This window comes from Polyangium spumosum (assembly GCF_009649845.1).
Lineage (GTDB): Bacteria > Myxococcota_A > Polyangia > Polyangiales > Polyangiaceae > Polyangium > Polyangium spumosum.
The window spans coordinates 205,842-223,641 of record NZ_WJIE01000007.1; the positions used below are offsets into that span (position 1 = coordinate 205,842).

Here is a 17,800-nt window from a genome sequence, read left to right on the forward strand (position 1 = left end):
CCCCTCATGACGACCTCGCCCACGCCTGCCTCGCGGACGCTGCTCGCGGCGCTCGCCGTGGGGACCGCCGGGGGGCTCGGCGCGACGGCCGTCGACGCGGCGTTGCTCGTCCTCCGCTCCCGCACGCCGCCCGCGCCTTTGCGCGAGGTCGCGGGCGCGATCGCCGCCGCGGGCGCCGTTCATCTCGGCGCGGGCCTGCTCGGCGGCCTCGGCTTCGCCCTCGCGGCCCTGCTCGCTCGGAAATTCGACCCCGCGTCCGCGGCCCTCGCCCCCGATTCCCCCGAGGGGCGCGCCCGGCGCGTCGATCGCGTGGCCGCGCTCCTCCTCCTGGCAGGTTTGTCCTTCGTGGTCATAACCTTGACAAACCGGGCGACCATGCTCCCGGCCACGCTCAAGCGGCATGCGTTCGTCGCGGCGGGCGTCGTCCTGGCAGCCGCGGCCGGCGCCCTCGTGTTCGGGCTCGCGCGGCGCGCCGTCGCGGTCGCCTGGTCCTTCCTCGCGCCCCGGCGCTGGGCCCTGCTCGCGCTCTGCGCCGCGGGCGAGCTCGCCGCGATCTTCGCCTTCCTGCGCGCCCCGCACGCGCAGCAGACCTACGTCGCGCTGCTCGCCGCCTCGTTTTCCCTCGCCGGCCTCGCCTGCCTCGCGACCGTCCGCCGCATCCCCCGCGCCGCGCAGATGGGCGCGGCCGTCGGCGGGCTCGCCTGGGTCGTCACGATATCCATGCAAGGCACCTCGGCGCGGGCCTACCACCTGCTCCGCATGGGCCGCACCTTGCCCGCGGCCGTCCTGCGCGAGCTCCCGAGCGTACGCCCCGAGCCCTTTGCCGACGACGTCGCGCACGCGGTCACGCTGGCCATGACCCCGCCGCCCACGACCGCGTCGGCCGAGGACAAACCATTGCCGATCCCGACCGGCTCGACCGAGCGGACGAACCTCCCCGATATCGTCCTCGTCACCATCGATACCCTGCGCGCCGATCGCCTCTTGGGCCCGGCCGGGCTCACCGATGTACACATGCCCGCCCTCGCCGCGTTCGCCGCCGAGGGCGTGGTGTTCCGCAATGCCTTCGCCGCCGCACCGGCCACGATTGGCGCCGTCACCCAGATCATGACGGGCAAGCACCAGCGCGACCTCGTCCACCTCAGCGTGCGCAGCAGCGTCGCGGCGCCCCTCTCCCCCGACACGGACACGCTCGCGCGCCGCCTCGGCGCCGTCGGCTACGAGACCCTCGCCCTCGTCGGCGGCCGGCTCGTCTCGTATTACCCCTCCGTCGCGCTCGGCTTTTCCCGCGTCCTCGAGGACAGCGGCCCGGCCCGCGCCCCGCTCCGCGCCCCGGACATCGTCGACGCGTTCACCCGCATCGCCTCCCGCCCCGACCGCCGCGCGCCCCTCTTCGCCTGGCTGCATTTCATGGAGCCGCACGACCACGCGATGCTCCCCGCCCCGATCCCCGCCGGATACGCCGCGGCCGTCCGCCTCGTCGACGCCGAGCTCGGCCGCCTCTTCGCCTTCCTGCGCGCCTCACCACGCTGGAGCGCGACCACGCTGCTCGTGCTCGCCGATCACGGCGAGGGGCTCGGCGAGCGAGGCCTCGTCCACCACGGCCTCGCGCATCCCCTCCACATCACCATTCCTTTCGTCGCGCGTTTCCCCGGGATCGCGCCGCATATCGAGCCCGCGGCCGTCTCGCACCTCGACGTCGCCCCCACGCTCCTCGCCGCCGCCGGCGCCTCCGCCCGCGATCTCCCCGGCCGCCCGCTGCAGCACGAGGGCCTCTCCTCCAGGCCGATATTCTTCGAGAACGTGGGTTATGCCGAGACCTCGATCCCCGTGGAGATGGGCGTCGTCGAGCTCCCCTGGTTTTATTCGTTCGACGTCCGCGCGCGCCGGAGCGTGCTCGTCGACCTCGACGCCGATCCCGCGGGCCTTTCGAACCTCGCGGACGAGCGGGCGGACGAGGCGGCGCGGCTCGCGAAGCTCCTCGCCGCGTCGCTCCGCGCGCGCGACTGACGCCTCTGCTCGTCACGTGCCGGTCTTGCGGAGCGGTATCTCGGTCGCGTCCACATTTCCTTCCGAGACGACCTCCGCCACCTCCCGCCGGACCGTCGTGCTCACGGGCTGCTCCTCGAGCTCGGTCGCCTTCGACACCCGGATCTCCTCGGTCACCACCGGGCGCTTCGACACGTCGACCACCTCCTCGCGAATGGGCACCACGACCGCCTCCTCGCGGAATGCCGTCCCTCCGGCGGCCGACGCCTGGACGCCCTCGGCCGTGGCGGGCAGGCGCTCGACCGTCACCACCTCGCGCGATACGGGCACCGAGAGGTGCCGCTCCTCCGTCACCACCTCCTTGCGAATGCGGACCTCGCCGACCTGCTCGGTGTGCGTGGTCGCCTGCACCTCTTCCTCGTGCAGCGTCACGCGGGCCGCCTCGCTCGCCCGCTCGGCCTCCTCGAGCCGCAGCGCGCTCTGGAGCGGCTCGACCTGGGACTTCTGCCCGCCGCCGAGGCCCACCGACTCGAGGATCCCCTTCTCGATCCCGAGCTCCTCCCGCCGCTGCGAGAGCACGATCTTGCCTTCGCGGACCTCCGCGATGACATCGCAGGAAATCAGGTAATCCTTCGGGAAGAAAAAGCCCTTCTCCACGAGGAAGCTGTCCGCCTGGATCGACACCACCTTGCCGAGCTTGTGCCCATCCACGCTCCAGACTTCCATGCCCTCCCGGACCTGACCGACGAACGGGTTCGCCATGACGCGACCTTTCATGCAAAGGGTTGCGACCGCCCGATCGCATTCGCGGGCGTGCCCCGCGGCGACCGTCGTCGGTGGAATTGCAATGGTTATGCCTCGACAGCGGCGCCACGCCTGGGGACGCGCGGCCGGGATGTTCCACGGCTGACCCCGGCGCCGTTCTGCCTTGGCGCCGCGGCCGTCCGGTGATAAGGCCCGCGCCATGATCGTTGGCGTGATCGGCTCGGGATCGATCGGCCCGGATCTGGCGTATGGCTTCGTATCCGCCATCGCCAGAGAAGGTGGCCGCGTCTATTTGCACGACATCAAGCAGGAGGCGCTCGACGCGGGCATGGCTCGCATCGCGACCTACGTGACGAAGGCCCTCGCCCGCGGCAAGCTCTCGGAGAGCGCGGCGCGCGCCGTCAAAGAGGCCCTCGTCCCCACACTCTCCCTCTCGGATCTCGCCTCGTGTGATTACGTGCTCGAGGCCGCGACCGAGGACCTGCCCATCAAGCGCAAGATCATCGCCGCGCTGGAGTCCGTGGTCCGGCCCGACTGCCTGATCGGCTTCGCCACGAGCGGCATCCCCCGCGCCGAGATCGTGAAGGACACGAAGCACCCCGAGCGCTGCTTCGTCAACCACCCCTTCTATCCCGCGTGGCGCAGCTTGCCGGTCGAGGTCGTCCTCTCGGGCGACGACGCCTTCGGGGCGCGCATGATCCGCACGCTGGAGAAGCTCGGCAAGGTCCCGATCATCACGGCCGACGCCGCGTGCTTCGCGGCCGACGACATCTTCTGCAATTACGTCTCCGAGGCCGCGCGGATCGTCGCGGAGGGCGTGGCCACGCCGGCGCAGGTCGACGCGATCGTGAACGACGCGATCGGCGGCGGCGGCCCGCTCAACGTGATGGACTTGACGCGCGGCAACCTGCTCACGGTCCATTGCCAGGAGCTCATGCGTGACGCGCCCACGGGCAGCCCCTGGTTCGAGCCGCCCGCCATTCTGCGCGAAGTCGGCAATCGCCCGTGGCACGACCCGAAGAACCGCGGCGACGGCCGGTACGACGAGGCGCTCGGCAAGAAGGTGCTCGATCGTATCCTCGCCGTGCTCTTCGCGCGCACCTATTTCGTCGCGGATGAGAACATCTGCGCGCCGTCGGACCTCGACTGGCTCACGCGTATGTCGCTCGGCTTCCGCAAGGGCCTGCTCTCGCTCGCCGAGGAGTACGGCATCGACCGCGTGCACGCCGTCTGCGTGGCGTACGCGGCGGCGCACCCGGGCTTCCACGTGCCGAAGAGCATCACGCAGAAGAGCCTGCCGCGCTTCCGCAAGAACGTGGTCGTCACGCGGGACGCCGATCTCGCGATCGTCTCGGTGCGCAGGCCCGAGGTGCGCAACGCCTTGAACCGCGAGACGCTCGCCGAGATTGAATCGGCGATGAAGGAGCTCGCGGCGGACGATTCGGTCTCCGGCGTGATCTTCACGAGCCAGGACGGCGCGCTCGCGGGCGCGGACATCGGCGAGCTCGCCTCGCTGAAGACGCCGGCCGATTGCGAGGGCATCTGCCATTTCGGGCACGCGGTGCTCGAGACCATCGCGTCGATGAAGAAGCCCGTCGTGGCGGCCTTGAACGGGCCCGTGCTCGGCGGCGGCGCGGAGATCTCGATGTCGTGCCACGGCCGCGTCGTCGGCCCGGAGCTCGTCCTCGGCCAGCCCGAGGTGAACCTCGGCATCATCCCCGGTTATGGCGGCACGCAACGATTGCCGCGGCTCATCGGCTTCGAGCGCGCGCTCGACCTGCTCCGCACGGGCCGCTCGGTGGGCGCCAAGGACGCGCACGCCTTCGGCTGGGCGACGGTCGCGCCGACGAAGGATTTCCTCGGCGAGGCGAAGGCGCTCGTCCGGAGGCACCTCGCGGGCGAGGTGAAGCTCGGCCCCGTCGATCCGGCGCCGCTCTCGGTCCCGGAGAAACTCCCTGCGGTCGACCTCGGCCATCATTCGCGGGCGATCGACGCGATCCTGGTCTCCGTGGTTCGTCGTGGCAATGCCTTGCCGCTCGCCGAGGGCCTCGCGCTCGAAGCGAAGGGCTTCGGGCAATGCAAGGAGACGGTGGACCTCGACATCGGCATGAAGAACTTCATCCAGAATGGTCCGCGTGTACCTGCGGCCTTCCTCCACGAATGAGATCGGAGCGATCGATGAGCAAGCAGCAAAGCATCGTCATCCTCGACGGCGGCCGTCGCACCCCGCGCGCCGACATCCTCGTGGACAACAAGGCCCCGGGCCTGTTCTCGCGTTTCTCGACGACGCAGCTCGGCGGCATGGCCATCAAGGCGACGCTCGGGCACACGAAGATCGACCCCGGCCTCATCGGCCACGTGGTCATGGGCATGGCCCAGCACAGCCACCGGGACTCGATTTATGGCGCGCAGGGCATGCGATGGCGCGGCGGGCTCGGGAAAGACGTCCCGGCGCTGACCGTGGCGCGTATCTGCGGCAGCGGCGCCGAGGCGATCTGCGTCGGCGCGGAGATCCTGCTCGCGGGGCTTCGCAATGACGAGGAGCGCCCGTTCTCCGTGGTCGGCGGCGCCGAGAGCATGCAATACCCGTTCAGCCTCTACGATTACCGGGGCAAGAAGGTCGGGGCGGCGACGCAGAAATACGGCCCCATCGAGGCGAAGAGCTTGCCGGCGGGCACGCACCTGCAGGACATGCTCCTCATGAGCCTCTACGACCCGAGCGCGAAGATGGCCATGGCGAACACGGCCGAGGAGCTCGGCCGTCGATATGGAATCAAGCGCGAAGAGGCCGACGCCTTCGCCTATCGCTCCCACAAGAACGCGAAGGCGGCGCGCGACGCGGGCCATTTCGACGAGGAGATCGAGCCGGTGTCCTTGCCGTCGGAGGACGGCGGCGATCCCACGGTCGTCAAATACGACACGCACATCCTCGAAGACCCGAGCCCGGCGAAGATGGCGCGCCTCTCGCCTGCCTTCGAGGCGGGCGGCATCATCACGGCGGGCAACGCGAGCGCGGTCGTCGACGGCGCGGCGGCGATGCTCATCGGCAAGGAGTCGGACGCCGAGCGCCACGACGTCCGCCCGCTCGCGCGTATCGCGGGGATGGGCGTGGCCGCGTGCGACCCGCAAATCATGGGCTGGGGCCCGGTCCCCGCCGTGAAGAAGGCGCTCGCGAAGGCTGGGATCGAGGGCAAGGACGTCGACATCGTCGAGATCAACGAGGCCTTCGCGCCCCAGGCGCTCGCCTGCGTCCGCGATTTCGAGAAAATGGGCATCGACCCGGAGCGCGTGAACCCGATGGGCAACGCGATCGCGCTGGGACACCCGCTCGGCGCGACGGGCGCGATCCTGACGCTCACCTGCGCGTATGCGCTGCGCAGGACGAAGAAGCGTTATGGCATCGTGACGATGTGCATCGGCGGCGGGCAGGGCATCGCGCTCGTGCTCGAGTCGATGGGCTGAATCGCCCTCGTTCGCGGCAGGCCGCGCAGCACGCGCGGCCGCCGCGAATCCTTCAAAGCTCGTCCTTCCCCCCCGTCAGCATCGCCTCCAGCCGATCCGCCTGCTCGGCGATGGCCATCGCGATCGCCACGAACCTCGCTCGATCCAGCACCCGCAGCGGGTATCGCGCCACGATCGTGTAATGCTCGGCTCGCTCGCAGAGCGCGCCCACGTCGAGCGATCGGCTCCGGCGCAGCGCCTCCTCCGGCGTCAGGCGGTTCTTGGGACAAACCGGGCTCTCCAGCGTCACCCACGTCGCCTCGCCCCCGTTCTCCTCCTCGAATCGCGGCGTGTGCGCGTGCGCCAGCAGGCCCTGCGTCCGCCCCACCGGCTTTTGCCAGGCGATTGTCACGCCAAACGCCGTCTCTCCGCGCCCGTCCAGCGAGAACAGGTGGCGCGCTCGTCGCGCGAGATCGTCGAACGACTCCGGCTTGCTCCACGGATCCGCGTCGATTTCGAACTCCTCTTCCTCGGCGTCCTCCCCCGCGGCCACGGCGGCGAGGTCTCGCACGCTCGCGAGCATCGTCTCGGCGATCGCGAAGATCGCCGGCAAGACGGCGCTCGAATCACGTGGGTCCACGACAAGCGACACCGCCTGACCGTCGAATCGCACCGAGAGCGTCCCCGTGCGGGGCGCGTCACCTGCGGCGTCGGGCAGGAGCGAGGGGCCGAGCTCGATATCGACGTCGAGCCCCTGCGGAGCCTCCTGCTCCATATCGACGATGGCACGCGCGATTCGCGCGTCTGGAAAGGCGGCCATGGCCTCCTCCAGGCTCGCGAGCGCGTGGGCCGGGGAGAACCGAGCGTAGGGCAACGTGAAGCAGAACGGGCGCGGCATGTTTTTCTCTCAGGAACGGGCGAGCTTGCCCTCTTCGATGGCGAGGCCGAGGATGTCCGCCTGCTCGGCGAGCGCCAGCGTGATCTCCAGAAACAGGGACGCGTCGAGCGCGCGCACGGGATAACTCGTGGACAGGAGGTACGTCTCGCCGTCGAGCGAGATGTGGAAATCGGCGGCCGTGTTGATGCCGACCGCCTCTTTCGGGGCGAGCGCCGACAGCGGGCAGACCTCGCATTCGAGCGCCACCCACGAAGCCCCCGCGCCCTCCCCCGCGGCGAACGCAGGCTCGAATGCGCGCACCCGCACGGCCTTCTTTCGCGGCGGCTCCTCCCAGGCGACCGAAAACGAGAATGTATCGCCGTCGCCTTCGACGGCCCCGAACGTGCGCTCGGCGACGACACGTAGCGATTCGAAGAATTCTCCGACCTCGTCCTCGATTTCGCCTTCGTCCTCGTCCTCTTCGTCCTCGTCCTCGCCCTCGTCGAGCTCGTCTTCGTCTTCCTCTTCGTCGAGCTCCTCGTCCTCGTCGTCGTCGAATTCCTCGTCCTCGTCGAGATCGTCCTCTTCGTCTTCCTCGTCCTCTTCGTCCTCGTCCTCATCGATCACGTCGAGCCGGCGCAGGACGTCCTCGACGATCTTGACGAGTACGGGCATCACGTACGCGTTTCGCTCGAGATCCACGGCGAGCGTCGTCTCTTCGCCTTCCGCCGAGAGCGTGATCTCGGCGGTGGGCAACTCCTCGCCTTCCGGCAATTCGGGATCTTCCGGCGCGCGGTGGCGCTCCACGAGCGGCCGCGGGAGCACGATCTCGATGCCGCAGAGCGGTTCGTCGGGATCGTCTTCGGCGTCGAGCTCGACGAACGTGACGCGGGCGCCGGGGAACGAGGCGAGCGACTGCTCCAGCGTCAGGAGGAATCGCGGCAGCTCGAGGCCTTCGAAGGGCAGGGTGAAGGTCGACCAGTTCGACATGAGCGGCGCGGAGGATACACCTTCGCAGCCCGACGTCACGCGCGAACGGCCCGAACCGCGCGGTGAAGCGCGCCGGCGATGGTGAGGCGCGCATCCGAATCCCGTACCAGGTGGATTAGCAAACCGACCTGCCCCCCGGGTCGCAATGTTATGTTGCCCTCGGGCACGTGCCACGCTCGCAGGAGCTCTCGCCCGAGCGCGGCCGGGAGAAACGGGTCCGCGAGGCCGAGCACCGCGTGAATACGCTCCGGCGCAATGCCAGGTTCGCTCGGGGGATCGAAGAGGTCACGCAGGCAAGCGAGCGCCTCGCGGGTCCAGCCGGCTTCGAGGATCGCTCGGGACAGACCCATTCGTTCGGCGAGCGGCGCGTCGAGGATCACCTCGTCGAGCCTCAGGGCCGCGCCGGCGAGGAAGGCGGCGTCCGGGCGCATGCCGCGTGGAAAGCTCCGCGCGCGGCCACAAAGCGCCTGCGCCACGAGCGCCCCGATGCTCGCGCCCCCGACGCCGACGACGGACGAGCCGAGCTCGCGGGCCCACGCAATGAGCACCGCCATTTCCTGCGCTCCGGCCGCGCAGAGACGAAAGAGCCCCTCGGGCCCCGTCGAGAGGATCACCTCGCCGCTCGCCTTTCCAGGAGGCGCGCGCCGGCCGTGCCCGGGCAACGCCAGCAGCACCACGCGGTGCCCCCGCGCAGCGAGCCCTCGCCCCATCGCCTCCTCCTCGGGCCAATACACGACGTCGTCGCAAGCCGAGAAGAGGCCACCCGCGTAGATGAACGTCGCCGGGATGTCCTCCTTTCGCTCGGGCTCGAAGACGCGGGCGTGGACCACGTCGCCGATCCGCGAGGGCGAACGAAATCGAAGGAGGTATTCGGGGCCGGCGGGGCCGGGGAGCGAGCGGGATCGCTCGATGGCGGGCAGCTCCGCGGGCAAACCATACAGGAGCTCCGGGTGGGCCAGCTCCTGCGCCCATTTCGACGCGACCTCGCCCGGCGAGGGGACGCCGTAGGCGATGGGCTCAAAAGGGACCTTGGACGCGAAAAACCCCAGCGTGGCGCGGGGGAAGAGGCAGCGCCGCGCGCGGATGCGGCGCTCGAGCTCGAGCTCGACGAGCGCCTTGCGATCGGGCGGCGGCCAGGGTTCGCCCCAGAACACCCGCTCCCAGCGACGCATGACGTCCTCCCGCGCGGCGCGGGCCCGGGCGAACCGCGCGAGCCCCCGGGCGAGGCGCCGCCGCATTTTCGACGAAACCTCGCCCCGCGCCCCGAGGCGCGTGATCAATTCGTCCGCGTCGGAGGAGCCGAGGGCCGAGGCCATCGCGCCGAGGCGGAGGAGCCGCAGCTCGAACGGCAAACGTTCGAGCTTGAATCGTTCGTACGTGGGCGTATCGAGCAGGGCCCCGAGAGGCGAGCTGATCAGCCGGTGCACGGTCGAGGTCGGGAGCCGCGCTCGCATGAGACAGGTCTCCCCACCATGCACGTCGCTTGCCGCCGCGGCTCCCGGCAGGCCCCTGCCAGAAAAATGCGCCGGCGGCAAACCGTCACCGCGCCGACATGCTCCCCTCGTGCTCTTTCGCGGTAGAGGAGCGCGCCACATCCGGCGTAGAATCGCCGCCATGAAAACGCGCTCGGCTCTTGCATCGGCTTCCCTCGCGCTTTTTTCTTTCGTCGCGCTCGGCGCTTGCACCGGCGTCATCGGCGGGACCGACGGCGCGGGCCCCGCCGACGGCGACGGAGGCTCGGCGGGCGCGGGCAGCGGCCCTGCGACGAACGGGGCCGGCAGCGGGCCCGGCGCGAGCGTGGGCGTAGGCGGCGCAGGCGCGGGCGGCGCGGGCATGGGCGGCGCGGGCATGGGCGGCGCGGGCGTCGGCGGCGCAGGGCAAGCGAGCTCGTCCGCCTCGACCACGGCGAGCTCCGGCGGCGGCGTGAGCTGCGGCGACGGGGCTTGCAACGGGAGCGAGAGCTGCGCGACGTGCCCGATGGATTGCGGCTCGTGCTGCGGCAATGGGGTTTGCAGCGCTCCCGAGACGTGCATGAATTGCCCCGCCGATTGTGGTATGTGCGAGACGTGCGCGGGCGCGGGCCCCGAGACGACGCCGCTCGACGCCGAGGAGCAGGCGTTCCTCGCGATGCTGAACGATTACCGCGCGCAGAACGGGCGCGGCCCGCTCACGGCGTGCACCTCGCTGAGCCGCGCGGCGCAGGGGCACAGCGAGGACATGCGCGACCAGAATTACTTCTCGCACACGGGGAAAAACGGTTCGAGCTTCAGCAAGCGCGCGTGTGACTCCTGCTACGACAACGCGTGCCCCCTGCAGACCGCCATGGCCGAGAACATCGCCGCGGGCAACTCCTCCGGGAGCGCGACGTTCACGCAATGGAAGAACTCCTCCGGGCACAACGCGAACATGCTCGGGAGCGCGTACACCGTGATCGGCATCGGCCGCGCCACCGGCGGAGGCGATTACGGCGTGTACTGGACGACGGTCTTCGGCGGGGCGGACGAGCCGAGCTGCAATTGAGAGCGTAGCCGCCAGACGATCACGTGACGACGCGGAGGCGCGTCCGCGGCTGGAACGAGGCATGGCTGCCCGTCTGGGGCGTGCGCATCTCGGGGCTCTCGGCGCGCGGCGCGGGCGCGCTCCAGGCGGCGTAATCGGGCGGGAGCGGCCCCGGGAGCATGGGCTGCGCGGTCCGCTCGAGGAGCTGGAACTCGTTATGCGCCTCGAGCTCGAGCGGCGTTCCGCGCAGCGGCCCCGCCTGATCGAGCCACGCCTTCACCTTCTGCACGTTCCGGACGAGCACCCAGTGCTGCGGATCTCGGCGCCAGGCCTCGGTGAAGAGGTCCTGCATCTTCTTCCACGCCGCGCGCCGGGCCGCGATCACCGCGAGCATGTTCAGGCAGAGCCCGGGCAAGGGGTGACCGAGCTCGAGCGCCCGCGCCGCGTGCCGCTCGGCCTCGTCCAGGTTGTTTTCCCGGTAATGAGCGCTCGCGCAATCGAGGTGCGCCGCGTGGTGCTCCCCGAGCCGCGCGAGGATCGCCTCGCATTCGGCCGCGCTCTCTCGGTAATGGTCGCGCAGGCCGCTGTTCTCGCGGAACCAGTCGCTCATGAGCCTCGTGTCCTCCTCCGAGGCGTCGAAGGGGACCTTGAGCTCCTGGAAATCGCCCGTGAAGTACACCTCGGGATCGAGCCATCCGGCCGCCGTCGCCTCCTCGTAATCGCGGGTGCCGGGGTAAATCGAGAGGCACGAGAAGATGTACTGGTGGGGTCGCGCGCGGTCGAGGAAGGCGAGGGTCTCCCGGAACGTCTCGGCCGTCTCGCCGCGGTTGCCGAGCATCATGTAGAAACGCACCTTGATTCCGTATTTCTTCGCGAGCTCGGTCGAATCGATGATCTTCTGGACCGTGATCTTCTTGTCGACCGCCTTCAAGATCCGCGGCGATCCGCTCTCCACGCCGAGCGAGAGCCGCTCGCAGCCCGCGAGGCGCATCTCGTGAAGGAGCTCCTCGCCGAGCACGTCGACGCGCGTGTCGCAGCTCCACAAGAATCGGAGGTTCCGCTCCCGGATGCCGCGGCACAGCTCGAGGACACGCTTTCGGTTCGTGGTGAACGTGTCGTCCTTGACCAGGATCATCTTGACCGGCAAACGCGCCACCGTCTTTTCGAGCACGTCGAGCACGTACGGCACCGAATGCCCGCGGAACCCTCGTCCCCAGGTGTTCTCCGCCCCGCAGAACGTGCACGCCCACGGGCAGCCGCGGGACGTCATCAGGATGTGCGTGTCGAAATGTTCGTGCGGCGAGGCCAGGGTGTCGAGATCCTCGATGGAGGCTCGGCTCGGCCCCATCTCGACCCGGCCTTCGAATCGATACGCCGCGCCCGGGATCCCGCGCAAGCTGCGGCCCGCACCCAATCGATCCACGATCTCCAGGAACGTGATTTCACTCTCGCCGATCGTCGCGACGTCGACCTCGGGCCAGTGTTCGAGGATCTCCCTGGCGAAGGGGCTCGCGTGGGGCCCTCCGACGACGATGGGCGCCCCGGGGCGCCGCGCGCGGATCGCCTTCGCGACGAGCGCGACGCCCCGACGGTTCGCGGTCCAGCACGACATCGCGTAGAGATCGGCGTCGAGCGCCGAGAGCACCTCCTCGACCTTCGCCCACGTCATCGCCGAGAGGTTCAAGACCTTCACCTGATGACCGGCGCGAATGGCCTGCGCCGCGATCGAGAGCAGGCCGTAAGGCATCTGGTAGAAATCCGCGTCGAGGTCCCCCTCGCGGTACTCGGCCGGCGGCCCGTCGCCGCGCGTATCGTGCGGCTCGCCGCGAGCCGGGATCTTCCAGGGCGGGGGATACAGGAGCGCAATACGCATCGGTGCCTCTCGACGGACCGATTGTAACGGTTCGTGGACCCCGCGCGCGCAAAAATCGCCCCGCTCGGCCGCCGAGCCCTGAACGGGCGCAAAAGAAAACGCGCCGCGTGGACCTCGGGGGGGGACAGGTCGACACGCAGCGCGCCCGGACTTGATAGCAGGGGGGCAGAAGGCGTGCAAGAGGGACGAACGGCGCGCCCCCGATTTCATTCCGTGGTCATGCCGGGCGGCAGCTCCCCGCTCCACACGGGGATCCCGCGCGCCAAGAGCTCACGTGCGAGCTCTTCCGCGCGGGCCGCTTGCCACGCAGGGTCGCGTGTCCGGGCAAACCGTGGAGGCCTCGGGGAGCGCGGCGAAGACCGATAGATCCTGCTCCACGAGGCGACAGCGCGTGAGCACGAGGACGGGGCGCGGCGAGCGAGCGGCCCCGATGGTCTCGAGGCACGCGCGGGTGAGCCCGGGTGAGCCCATAACGGCGCTCGATCGGATGGTAGGGATCACTGACGATCGGGCAGAACTTGATCGGCCATCGCGGGAGGCGCTCGAGCTCGTCCGCGAGCACCTCGGGCGCATTGATGCGCACGTCGACGTACGAGCCCCAGGGGACCTCGGGCAAACGAGCGAGGCGTCGCGACTCGACCACGCGCGACTGTGCGTAGCAGAAGCGGCACCCCACGAGGCAGCCGACGTACGGGCTCAAGGTATGGTGCCGCTCGCCCGGCGCGCCGGCCGTCGTGAGCAGACACGAGACACGCACCTCGCGCACGCGCGCGCCCGCCTCGTCGAGCTCGCGCGCCGACGCGCGCGCGGCGAGGGCCTTGCAAAGCGCGAGGCCGAGCGCGGGATCGACGTCGCCGCGACCCGCGCCGTCGCGGTACCGGAAGAGCAGCCGCTCGGTCCGGGCGGCGAAGCGGCCTCCATCCTCGACGCGGGCGATCTCGAGGTGTACGTCGCGCCCGCCGACGTCCACGGTGACGCGCAGGCCGAGCTCGGTCGAGAGCGACGTGATACGCGCGCCTTTCATGAGCTCGTCCCCGGGCGCGAGGGGCGCGAGCAGCGCGGCGAGGTGACGATCGAGATCCATGCGCGGCGGCGCACGATAACGTACCGATGGGGCGAACGAAGCCAGGAAGCTCGCGTCGCTTCCGGAAGAGGCGCGAGCTCTGGTAGCATCGGAAACCGATGGAATGCCCTCGTTGCAAGATCGAGCTGACGAACGACCCCTACCGCGGCACCGAAGAGCGCCACCGCCGGCGCGTGCGGCTCCAAGTCGTCGCCCACGAGGCCGGCGTGGAGATCGACCGCTGCAGCGGGTGCGGCGGCGTCTTCCTCGACCACGGCGAACTCGCGAAGATCCAGAACGCCGCGTCGCAGGGCGACACGAAGCAGACGGTCGCGCCCACGACGACGATCCAGCGTGTCTACGCCCGCGGCCGGGAGCGCGGCGCGGAGACCGATCCCGAGGCCGCGGTCGCGCTCGTTTGCCCGGCCTGCGGGGGCGAGATGGCCGGGCGCAACTGGGGCTTCGGCTCCGAGGTGATGGTCGACACGTGTATCGAGTGCCGCGGCGTATGGCTCGATTTCGGCGAGCTCGAGGCGCTCGAGGGACTGTTTCGTTAGAAGCCGAGCCCCGCGTGCATGCCGAGCTCGACCCAGTTGAGCGGCGTGTAGACCGAATAAACGCCTCGATCGAGCGTGCTCTGCACGGCCACGTACCCCGCATGCACGCCGACCTTGACGATCGACGCGCTGAAATCGACCGCTCCGCCCAGGTCGTACGTGGGCCCACCGACGTCCCGTTGCACGATGGCGAGCCCGTAATGGGCGAAGATCGAGGGCTGCACCACGCCGCGCAGGGCCACGCGCGCCCCCACGACCCCGCGCATCGGCGTCTCCACCTGGTTCAGGCGCAGGTACGATCCCCCGAGCTCCGGGGTGATCGAGAAGACCCCCACGTTCGCGCGATACCCGATCCGCCCGCCGATACCGCTGCCGACGTCGCCGAGGGGTCCGCCGCCGCTGGTCACGACCCCCACGTTCATATCGGCGTTGAGCGACAGGCCAGCCTCTGCCGTGGAGGGCAGGGCCCCGACCACGGCAATGCTGACCATCACGAAAAACAGCAATTTGGGGTTTCGGCGCATGCTTACCTCCAGGAGCGTCCCTGCAGTCGTAAGCACGTCCGGCGCCGCCCGGCTCAGGCGGCCTCGGCCCTGGCCCAATCCTCGACTTCGTAGAGGAAACGCGTGCCGCCGATGAGCTTGCGGTTGTACGAGGTGCTCTGGACGAACACCATGTATTTCTCCAGGCTCGCGGGCTTGATACGCACGGTCGAGCCGGGCGGCAGGCCGAGCATCTCGCGGGCGCGCTCGCCGCTGTAGAGGTCGCCCGTCTTGCGGTCCATGAGCACCACCTCCTTGTGCCCCTGGATCGTCTCGGTCTTCGTGAACTCGTAGAAGCCGCGGCCCGCCTTGAAGGTCAGGCCATTCTCCAGGACGAACTGCTTGATGGGCATGTCGCGGTCCACCTCGAGCGCCTGGAATCGCCCGGGCGGCACGGCGCGGAGGTCCGTATCGCCGTACTCGACGGAGGCCTCGCGCTTCATCATGGTGCCGAACATCTTGTCGAGGCCGCGGTTCATGCGGCCCTGCTTCTTCACCTCGCGCTCGTAATCCTGGAGCTTCTCGTCGGACGATTGCTTGTAACAGACCGCGAGGATCATGTCCGTCACGTAGGCGAACTGGTCGAGGCCGATGTGGAAGCCGCCGCTCTTCCGCGCGAGCTCCGCGTAAAACGGCGTCGCGTGGCGGCGGCCGAGGCATTGCACGCCGTAGACGGGGATCCCCGCCGCGCCGAGCGCGTCGACCTCCGCGCGCCAGTCGAGCTTCTTCGGGTTCTGGTTCGGCCCGTGCGGCACGTCGTCGCCGATGAGCACGAAGACCTTGGTATAATCACGGGTCCAGGACATCGACCGCGCCTCGTGCAGGACGAGCTCGTAACACTCGGGCGCGTCGCCGCCGCCCGTGGGGCCGACCTTCTCCACGAAGCGCACGATCGCGTCGCCGTCGTCGGTCAGGTCGAGGGCCTTCGTCACGTACGACGAGCCGGCGTCGCAATAATCGCCGTGGGCGATGATGCCGATCCGGATCCCCGGGATCTCCTTCATCAATCGCTTCACGGTATCGCCGACCTTGCGCCGGACCTGCGTCAAGCAGGGGTACATGCTGCCGGTGGTGTCGAAAGAGAAGACGACCTCGATCCTGTTGTCGATCATGCCCAAGCCCTCCGATTGTCGCGACCGCGTCGCGATTGGTTCGTCCAATGTGCGACCCTTCGACGCGATTGTCCATTGACGATTCACGATGGTCGGACATTGTCCGTCACTCGATCGGGCAGCGGCGAACGGCGCCCCGCGATTGCCGCGAAAAGTGCGGCAGAATCGTTATGGGACATTGTTCGTCCCACCCGAGGGACAACCGGGCGCGCCTCCGCTTTACGAGCGGGCGCCCCTCCGGTAACGTCGCGCGCCCCGGGCGCACCACGCGCGCCGCCCTTGCGGCCCTCGGCTTGCAGGGCGTATGAAGACGGCCCCCTCCGGCCGATCCGCGCACGATGAGCCCCTCCCCCGCGATCGAGGTCCGCGACCTCTCGAAGCGCTTCGGCGACGTCGAGGCCGTCCGCGGCGTGAGCTTCACCGTGAACGAAGGCGAGATCTTCGGCTTCCTCGGGCCAAACGGCGCCGGCAAGACCACGACCATCAAGATGCTCTGCACGCTGCTCGCCCCGACGAGCGGCGTCCTCCGCCTCGCCGGCCACGACGTCACGAAGAGCCCCGCGGACGTGCGGCGCGCCATCGGCGTCATCTTCCAGGATCCGTCCCTCGACGATCGCCTCACCGCCGAGGAGAACCTCGAGCTCCACGCCGTCGTCTACGGCGTCCCCCGCGCCGAGCGCCGCGCCCGCCTGGACGAGGCCCTCGCGTTCGTGGACCTCTCGGACCGGAAGAGAGACCTCGTCCGCACGTTCTCGGGCGGAATGAAGCGCAGGCTGGAGATCGCCCGCGGCCTCGTCCACCGCCCCCGCGTCCTCTTCCTGGACGAACCGACGACCGGCCTCGATCCCCAGACACGGAAGGCCACCTGGGAAGTCTTGCGAGACCTGCGAGCCCGGAGCGGCCTGACGTTGTTCCTGACGACCCATTACATGGACGAAGCGGAGCACTGCGATCGCATCGCGATCATCGACCACGGGCGCATCGTGGCCGAGGACAGCCCCGAGGCGCTCAAGCGGGCCGTGGGCAAGGACGTGGTGTTCGTCCGGACGAACGAGCCCGCGGCGCTCTGCGAGATCCTCGCCGAACGTTACGGCCTCTCGCCCGATCGGACCGACGAGGGGCTCTGCTTCCGCGTGGAGGACGGCGAGGCCTTCGTCGTGCGGCTCATCTCCGAGGCGCGCGCCCCGCTCACGGGCATCGCCGTGCGACGCCCGACGCTCGACGACGTGTTCCTCGCCCTCACGGGCCGTCAGATCCGAAACGGGAACGGCGAGGCGGGGCGCCTCGCGATGCGCGCCATGGCGCGGCGGAGATGAGCATGCACGCGGAGGTCGTCTACCACCTCGCCCGCCGCGACGTCGTGAAGTTCCTGCGCGATCGGCAGAACGTCGCCGCCACGCTCGTGCGCCCGCTGCTCTGGATCCTCGCCGTGGGCTTCGGCCTGCGGCGCGCGTTCGACCCGGGCGCGACCGGCGTCGATTTCGTCTCCTTCCTCGTGCCCGGCGTGGCCACGATGGCCGTGCTCTTCTCCAGCATGTTCTCCGCGATCTCGATCGTGTGGGACCGTGAGTTCGGGTTCCTGAAGGAGCTGCTCGTCGCGCCGGTCCCGCGCGCGACGCTGGTCTTCGCCAAGATGATCGCGGCAAGCGTGACGGCGCTCTTCGAGGTCTCGGTCGTGCTCCTCGTCTCGCCGCTGCTCGGCGCGCGGATCGACCCGCTCGGCGCGTTGCTCTCCATCCCCGTGCTCGTCGCCTTCGGCATGGCCGTGAGCGCGCTCGGCATCACCGTGGCCTCGCGCATGAAGACGTTCGAGGGCTTCGGCGGGATCGTGAACTTCCTGATCCAGCCGGTGTTCTTCTTCTCGGGCGCGCTCTACCCGCTCGAAGGCCTGCCGCCCGCGCTCTCCGCCGTCGTGCGGCTGAACCCGATGTCGTACGCGGTCGACGCGACGCGAGGCCTCTGCGTCGGCGTGCACCATTTCCCGATCGCGCTCGACGCGGCCGTGGTACTCGGGACGCTCGTGGTGCTCGGTGCGCTCGCGGTGCGGTCGTTCTCACGGATGCAGGCGTGACTCGAGGGCACGACACATCGA

General features: G+C 69.7%; 15 protein-coding genes. 7 read left to right on the forward strand and 8 right to left on the reverse strand.

The features are described from left to right. Nucleotides 1-6: 6 nt before the first annotated feature. Nucleotides 7-2,010: a sulfatase gene (locus GF068_RS24995; protein WP_153821974.1), complete on the forward strand. Its 2,004-nt coding sequence runs from the start codon at nucleotides 7-9 to the stop codon at nucleotides 2,008-2,010. A gap of 12 nt (nucleotides 2,011-2,022) precedes the next feature. Here the strand turns inward: GF068_RS24995 and GF068_RS25000 are convergent, their stop codons facing one another. Next, nucleotides 2,023-2,751, reverse strand: a complete 729-nt coding sequence (locus tag GF068_RS25000; RefSeq protein WP_170319660.1) for a DUF2382 domain-containing protein — start codon at nucleotides 2,749-2,751, stop codon at nucleotides 2,023-2,025. A 202-nt stretch (nucleotides 2,752-2,953) separates the two neighbouring features. Between GF068_RS25000 and GF068_RS25005 the strand changes: the two genes are divergently transcribed. Both GF068_RS25005 and GF068_RS25010 read left to right on the forward strand, forming a co-directional pair. Beyond that, the gene (locus tag GF068_RS25005; RefSeq protein ID WP_153821976.1) at nucleotides 2,954-4,918 is read left to right on the forward strand and encodes a 3-hydroxyacyl-CoA dehydrogenase/enoyl-CoA hydratase family protein; all 1,965 of its coding nucleotides are present in this window, start codon (nucleotides 2,954-2,956) and stop codon (nucleotides 4,916-4,918) included. Between the two features lie 14 nt (nucleotides 4,919-4,932). After that, nucleotides 4,933-6,216 (forward strand): thiolase family protein, encoded by a 1,284-nt coding sequence (locus tag GF068_RS25010; RefSeq protein WP_170319661.1) that lies wholly within the window; start codon nucleotides 4,933-4,935, stop codon nucleotides 6,214-6,216. Between the two features lie 52 nt (nucleotides 6,217-6,268). Here GF068_RS25010 and GF068_RS25015 read toward each other — a convergent pair whose 3' ends face one another. The 3 genes from GF068_RS25015 to GF068_RS25025 are packed head-to-tail and all read right to left on the reverse strand — an operon-like array spanning nucleotide 6,269 to nucleotide 9,516. Continuing rightward, nucleotides 6,269-7,093 carry a hypothetical protein gene (locus tag GF068_RS25015; RefSeq protein WP_153821978.1) on the reverse strand — a complete coding sequence of 275 codons (825 nt, stop codon included), beginning with the start codon at nucleotides 7,091-7,093 and terminating at the stop codon, nucleotides 6,269-6,271. A gap of 9 nt (nucleotides 7,094-7,102) precedes the next feature. Beyond that, nucleotides 7,103-8,062, reverse strand: coding sequence for a hypothetical protein (locus tag GF068_RS44360; RefSeq protein ID WP_206079542.1), 960 nt, complete (start codon nucleotides 8,060-8,062; stop codon nucleotides 7,103-7,105). 35 nt (nucleotides 8,063-8,097) lie between these two features. After that, complete coding sequence (locus tag GF068_RS25025; RefSeq protein WP_153821979.1) at nucleotides 8,098-9,516, reverse strand: alpha/beta hydrolase; 1,419 nt, start codon at nucleotides 9,514-9,516, stop codon at nucleotides 8,098-8,100. 160 nt (nucleotides 9,517-9,676) lie between these two features. On the opposite strand from GF068_RS25025, the gene GF068_RS25030 reads away from it, so the two are divergent. After that, nucleotides 9,677-10,582 carry a CAP domain-containing protein gene (locus GF068_RS25030; RefSeq protein ID WP_153821980.1) on the forward strand — a complete coding sequence of 302 codons (906 nt, stop codon included), beginning with the start codon at nucleotides 9,677-9,679 and terminating at the stop codon, nucleotides 10,580-10,582. Between the two features lie 19 nt (nucleotides 10,583-10,601). Here the strand turns inward: GF068_RS25030 and GF068_RS25035 are convergent, their stop codons facing one another. Together GF068_RS25035 and GF068_RS25040 are read right to left on the reverse strand one after the other, a co-directional pair. Next, nucleotides 10,602-12,434 carry a B12-binding domain-containing radical SAM protein gene (locus tag GF068_RS25035; RefSeq protein ID WP_153821981.1) on the reverse strand — a complete coding sequence of 611 codons (1,833 nt, stop codon included), beginning with the start codon at nucleotides 12,432-12,434 and terminating at the stop codon, nucleotides 10,602-10,604. A gap of 217 nt (nucleotides 12,435-12,651) precedes the next feature. Further along, the gene (locus GF068_RS25040; protein ID WP_153821982.1) at nucleotides 12,652-13,518 is read right to left on the reverse strand and encodes a radical SAM family protein; all 867 of its coding nucleotides are present in this window, start codon (nucleotides 13,516-13,518) and stop codon (nucleotides 12,652-12,654) included. Between the two features lie 98 nt (nucleotides 13,519-13,616). On the opposite strand from GF068_RS25040, the gene GF068_RS25045 reads away from it, so the two are divergent. Next, entirely contained in the window at nucleotides 13,617-14,054 is a 438-nt protein-coding gene (locus GF068_RS25045) for a TFIIB-type zinc ribbon-containing protein (RefSeq protein WP_153821983.1), read from the forward strand. On the opposite strand, the gene GF068_RS25050 is transcribed toward GF068_RS25045, so the two are convergent. Beyond that, nucleotides 14,051-14,578, reverse strand: a complete 528-nt coding sequence (locus tag GF068_RS25050) for a hypothetical protein (RefSeq protein WP_153821984.1) — start codon at nucleotides 14,576-14,578, stop codon at nucleotides 14,051-14,053. The genes GF068_RS25045 and GF068_RS25050 overlap by 4 nt on opposite strands. A gap of 53 nt (nucleotides 14,579-14,631) precedes the next feature. Continuing rightward, nucleotides 14,632-15,708 (reverse strand): vWA domain-containing protein, encoded by a 1,077-nt coding sequence (locus GF068_RS25055; protein ID WP_153821985.1) that lies wholly within the window; start codon nucleotides 15,706-15,708, stop codon nucleotides 14,632-14,634. 338 nt (nucleotides 15,709-16,046) lie between these two features. On the opposite strand from GF068_RS25055, the gene GF068_RS25060 reads away from it, so the two are divergent. Together GF068_RS25060 and GF068_RS25065 are read left to right on the forward strand one after the other, a co-directional pair. Further along, nucleotides 16,047-17,024, forward strand: coding sequence for an ATP-binding cassette domain-containing protein (locus GF068_RS25060; RefSeq protein ID WP_153821986.1), 978 nt, complete (start codon nucleotides 16,047-16,049; stop codon nucleotides 17,022-17,024). Continuing rightward, nucleotides 17,021-17,779 carry an ABC transporter permease gene (locus tag GF068_RS25065; protein ID WP_153821987.1) on the forward strand — a complete coding sequence of 253 codons (759 nt, stop codon included), beginning with the start codon at nucleotides 17,021-17,023 and terminating at the stop codon, nucleotides 17,777-17,779. Before GF068_RS25060 ends, GF068_RS25065 begins: the two co-directional genes overlap by 4 nt. Nucleotides 17,780-17,800 lie beyond the last annotated feature (21 nt).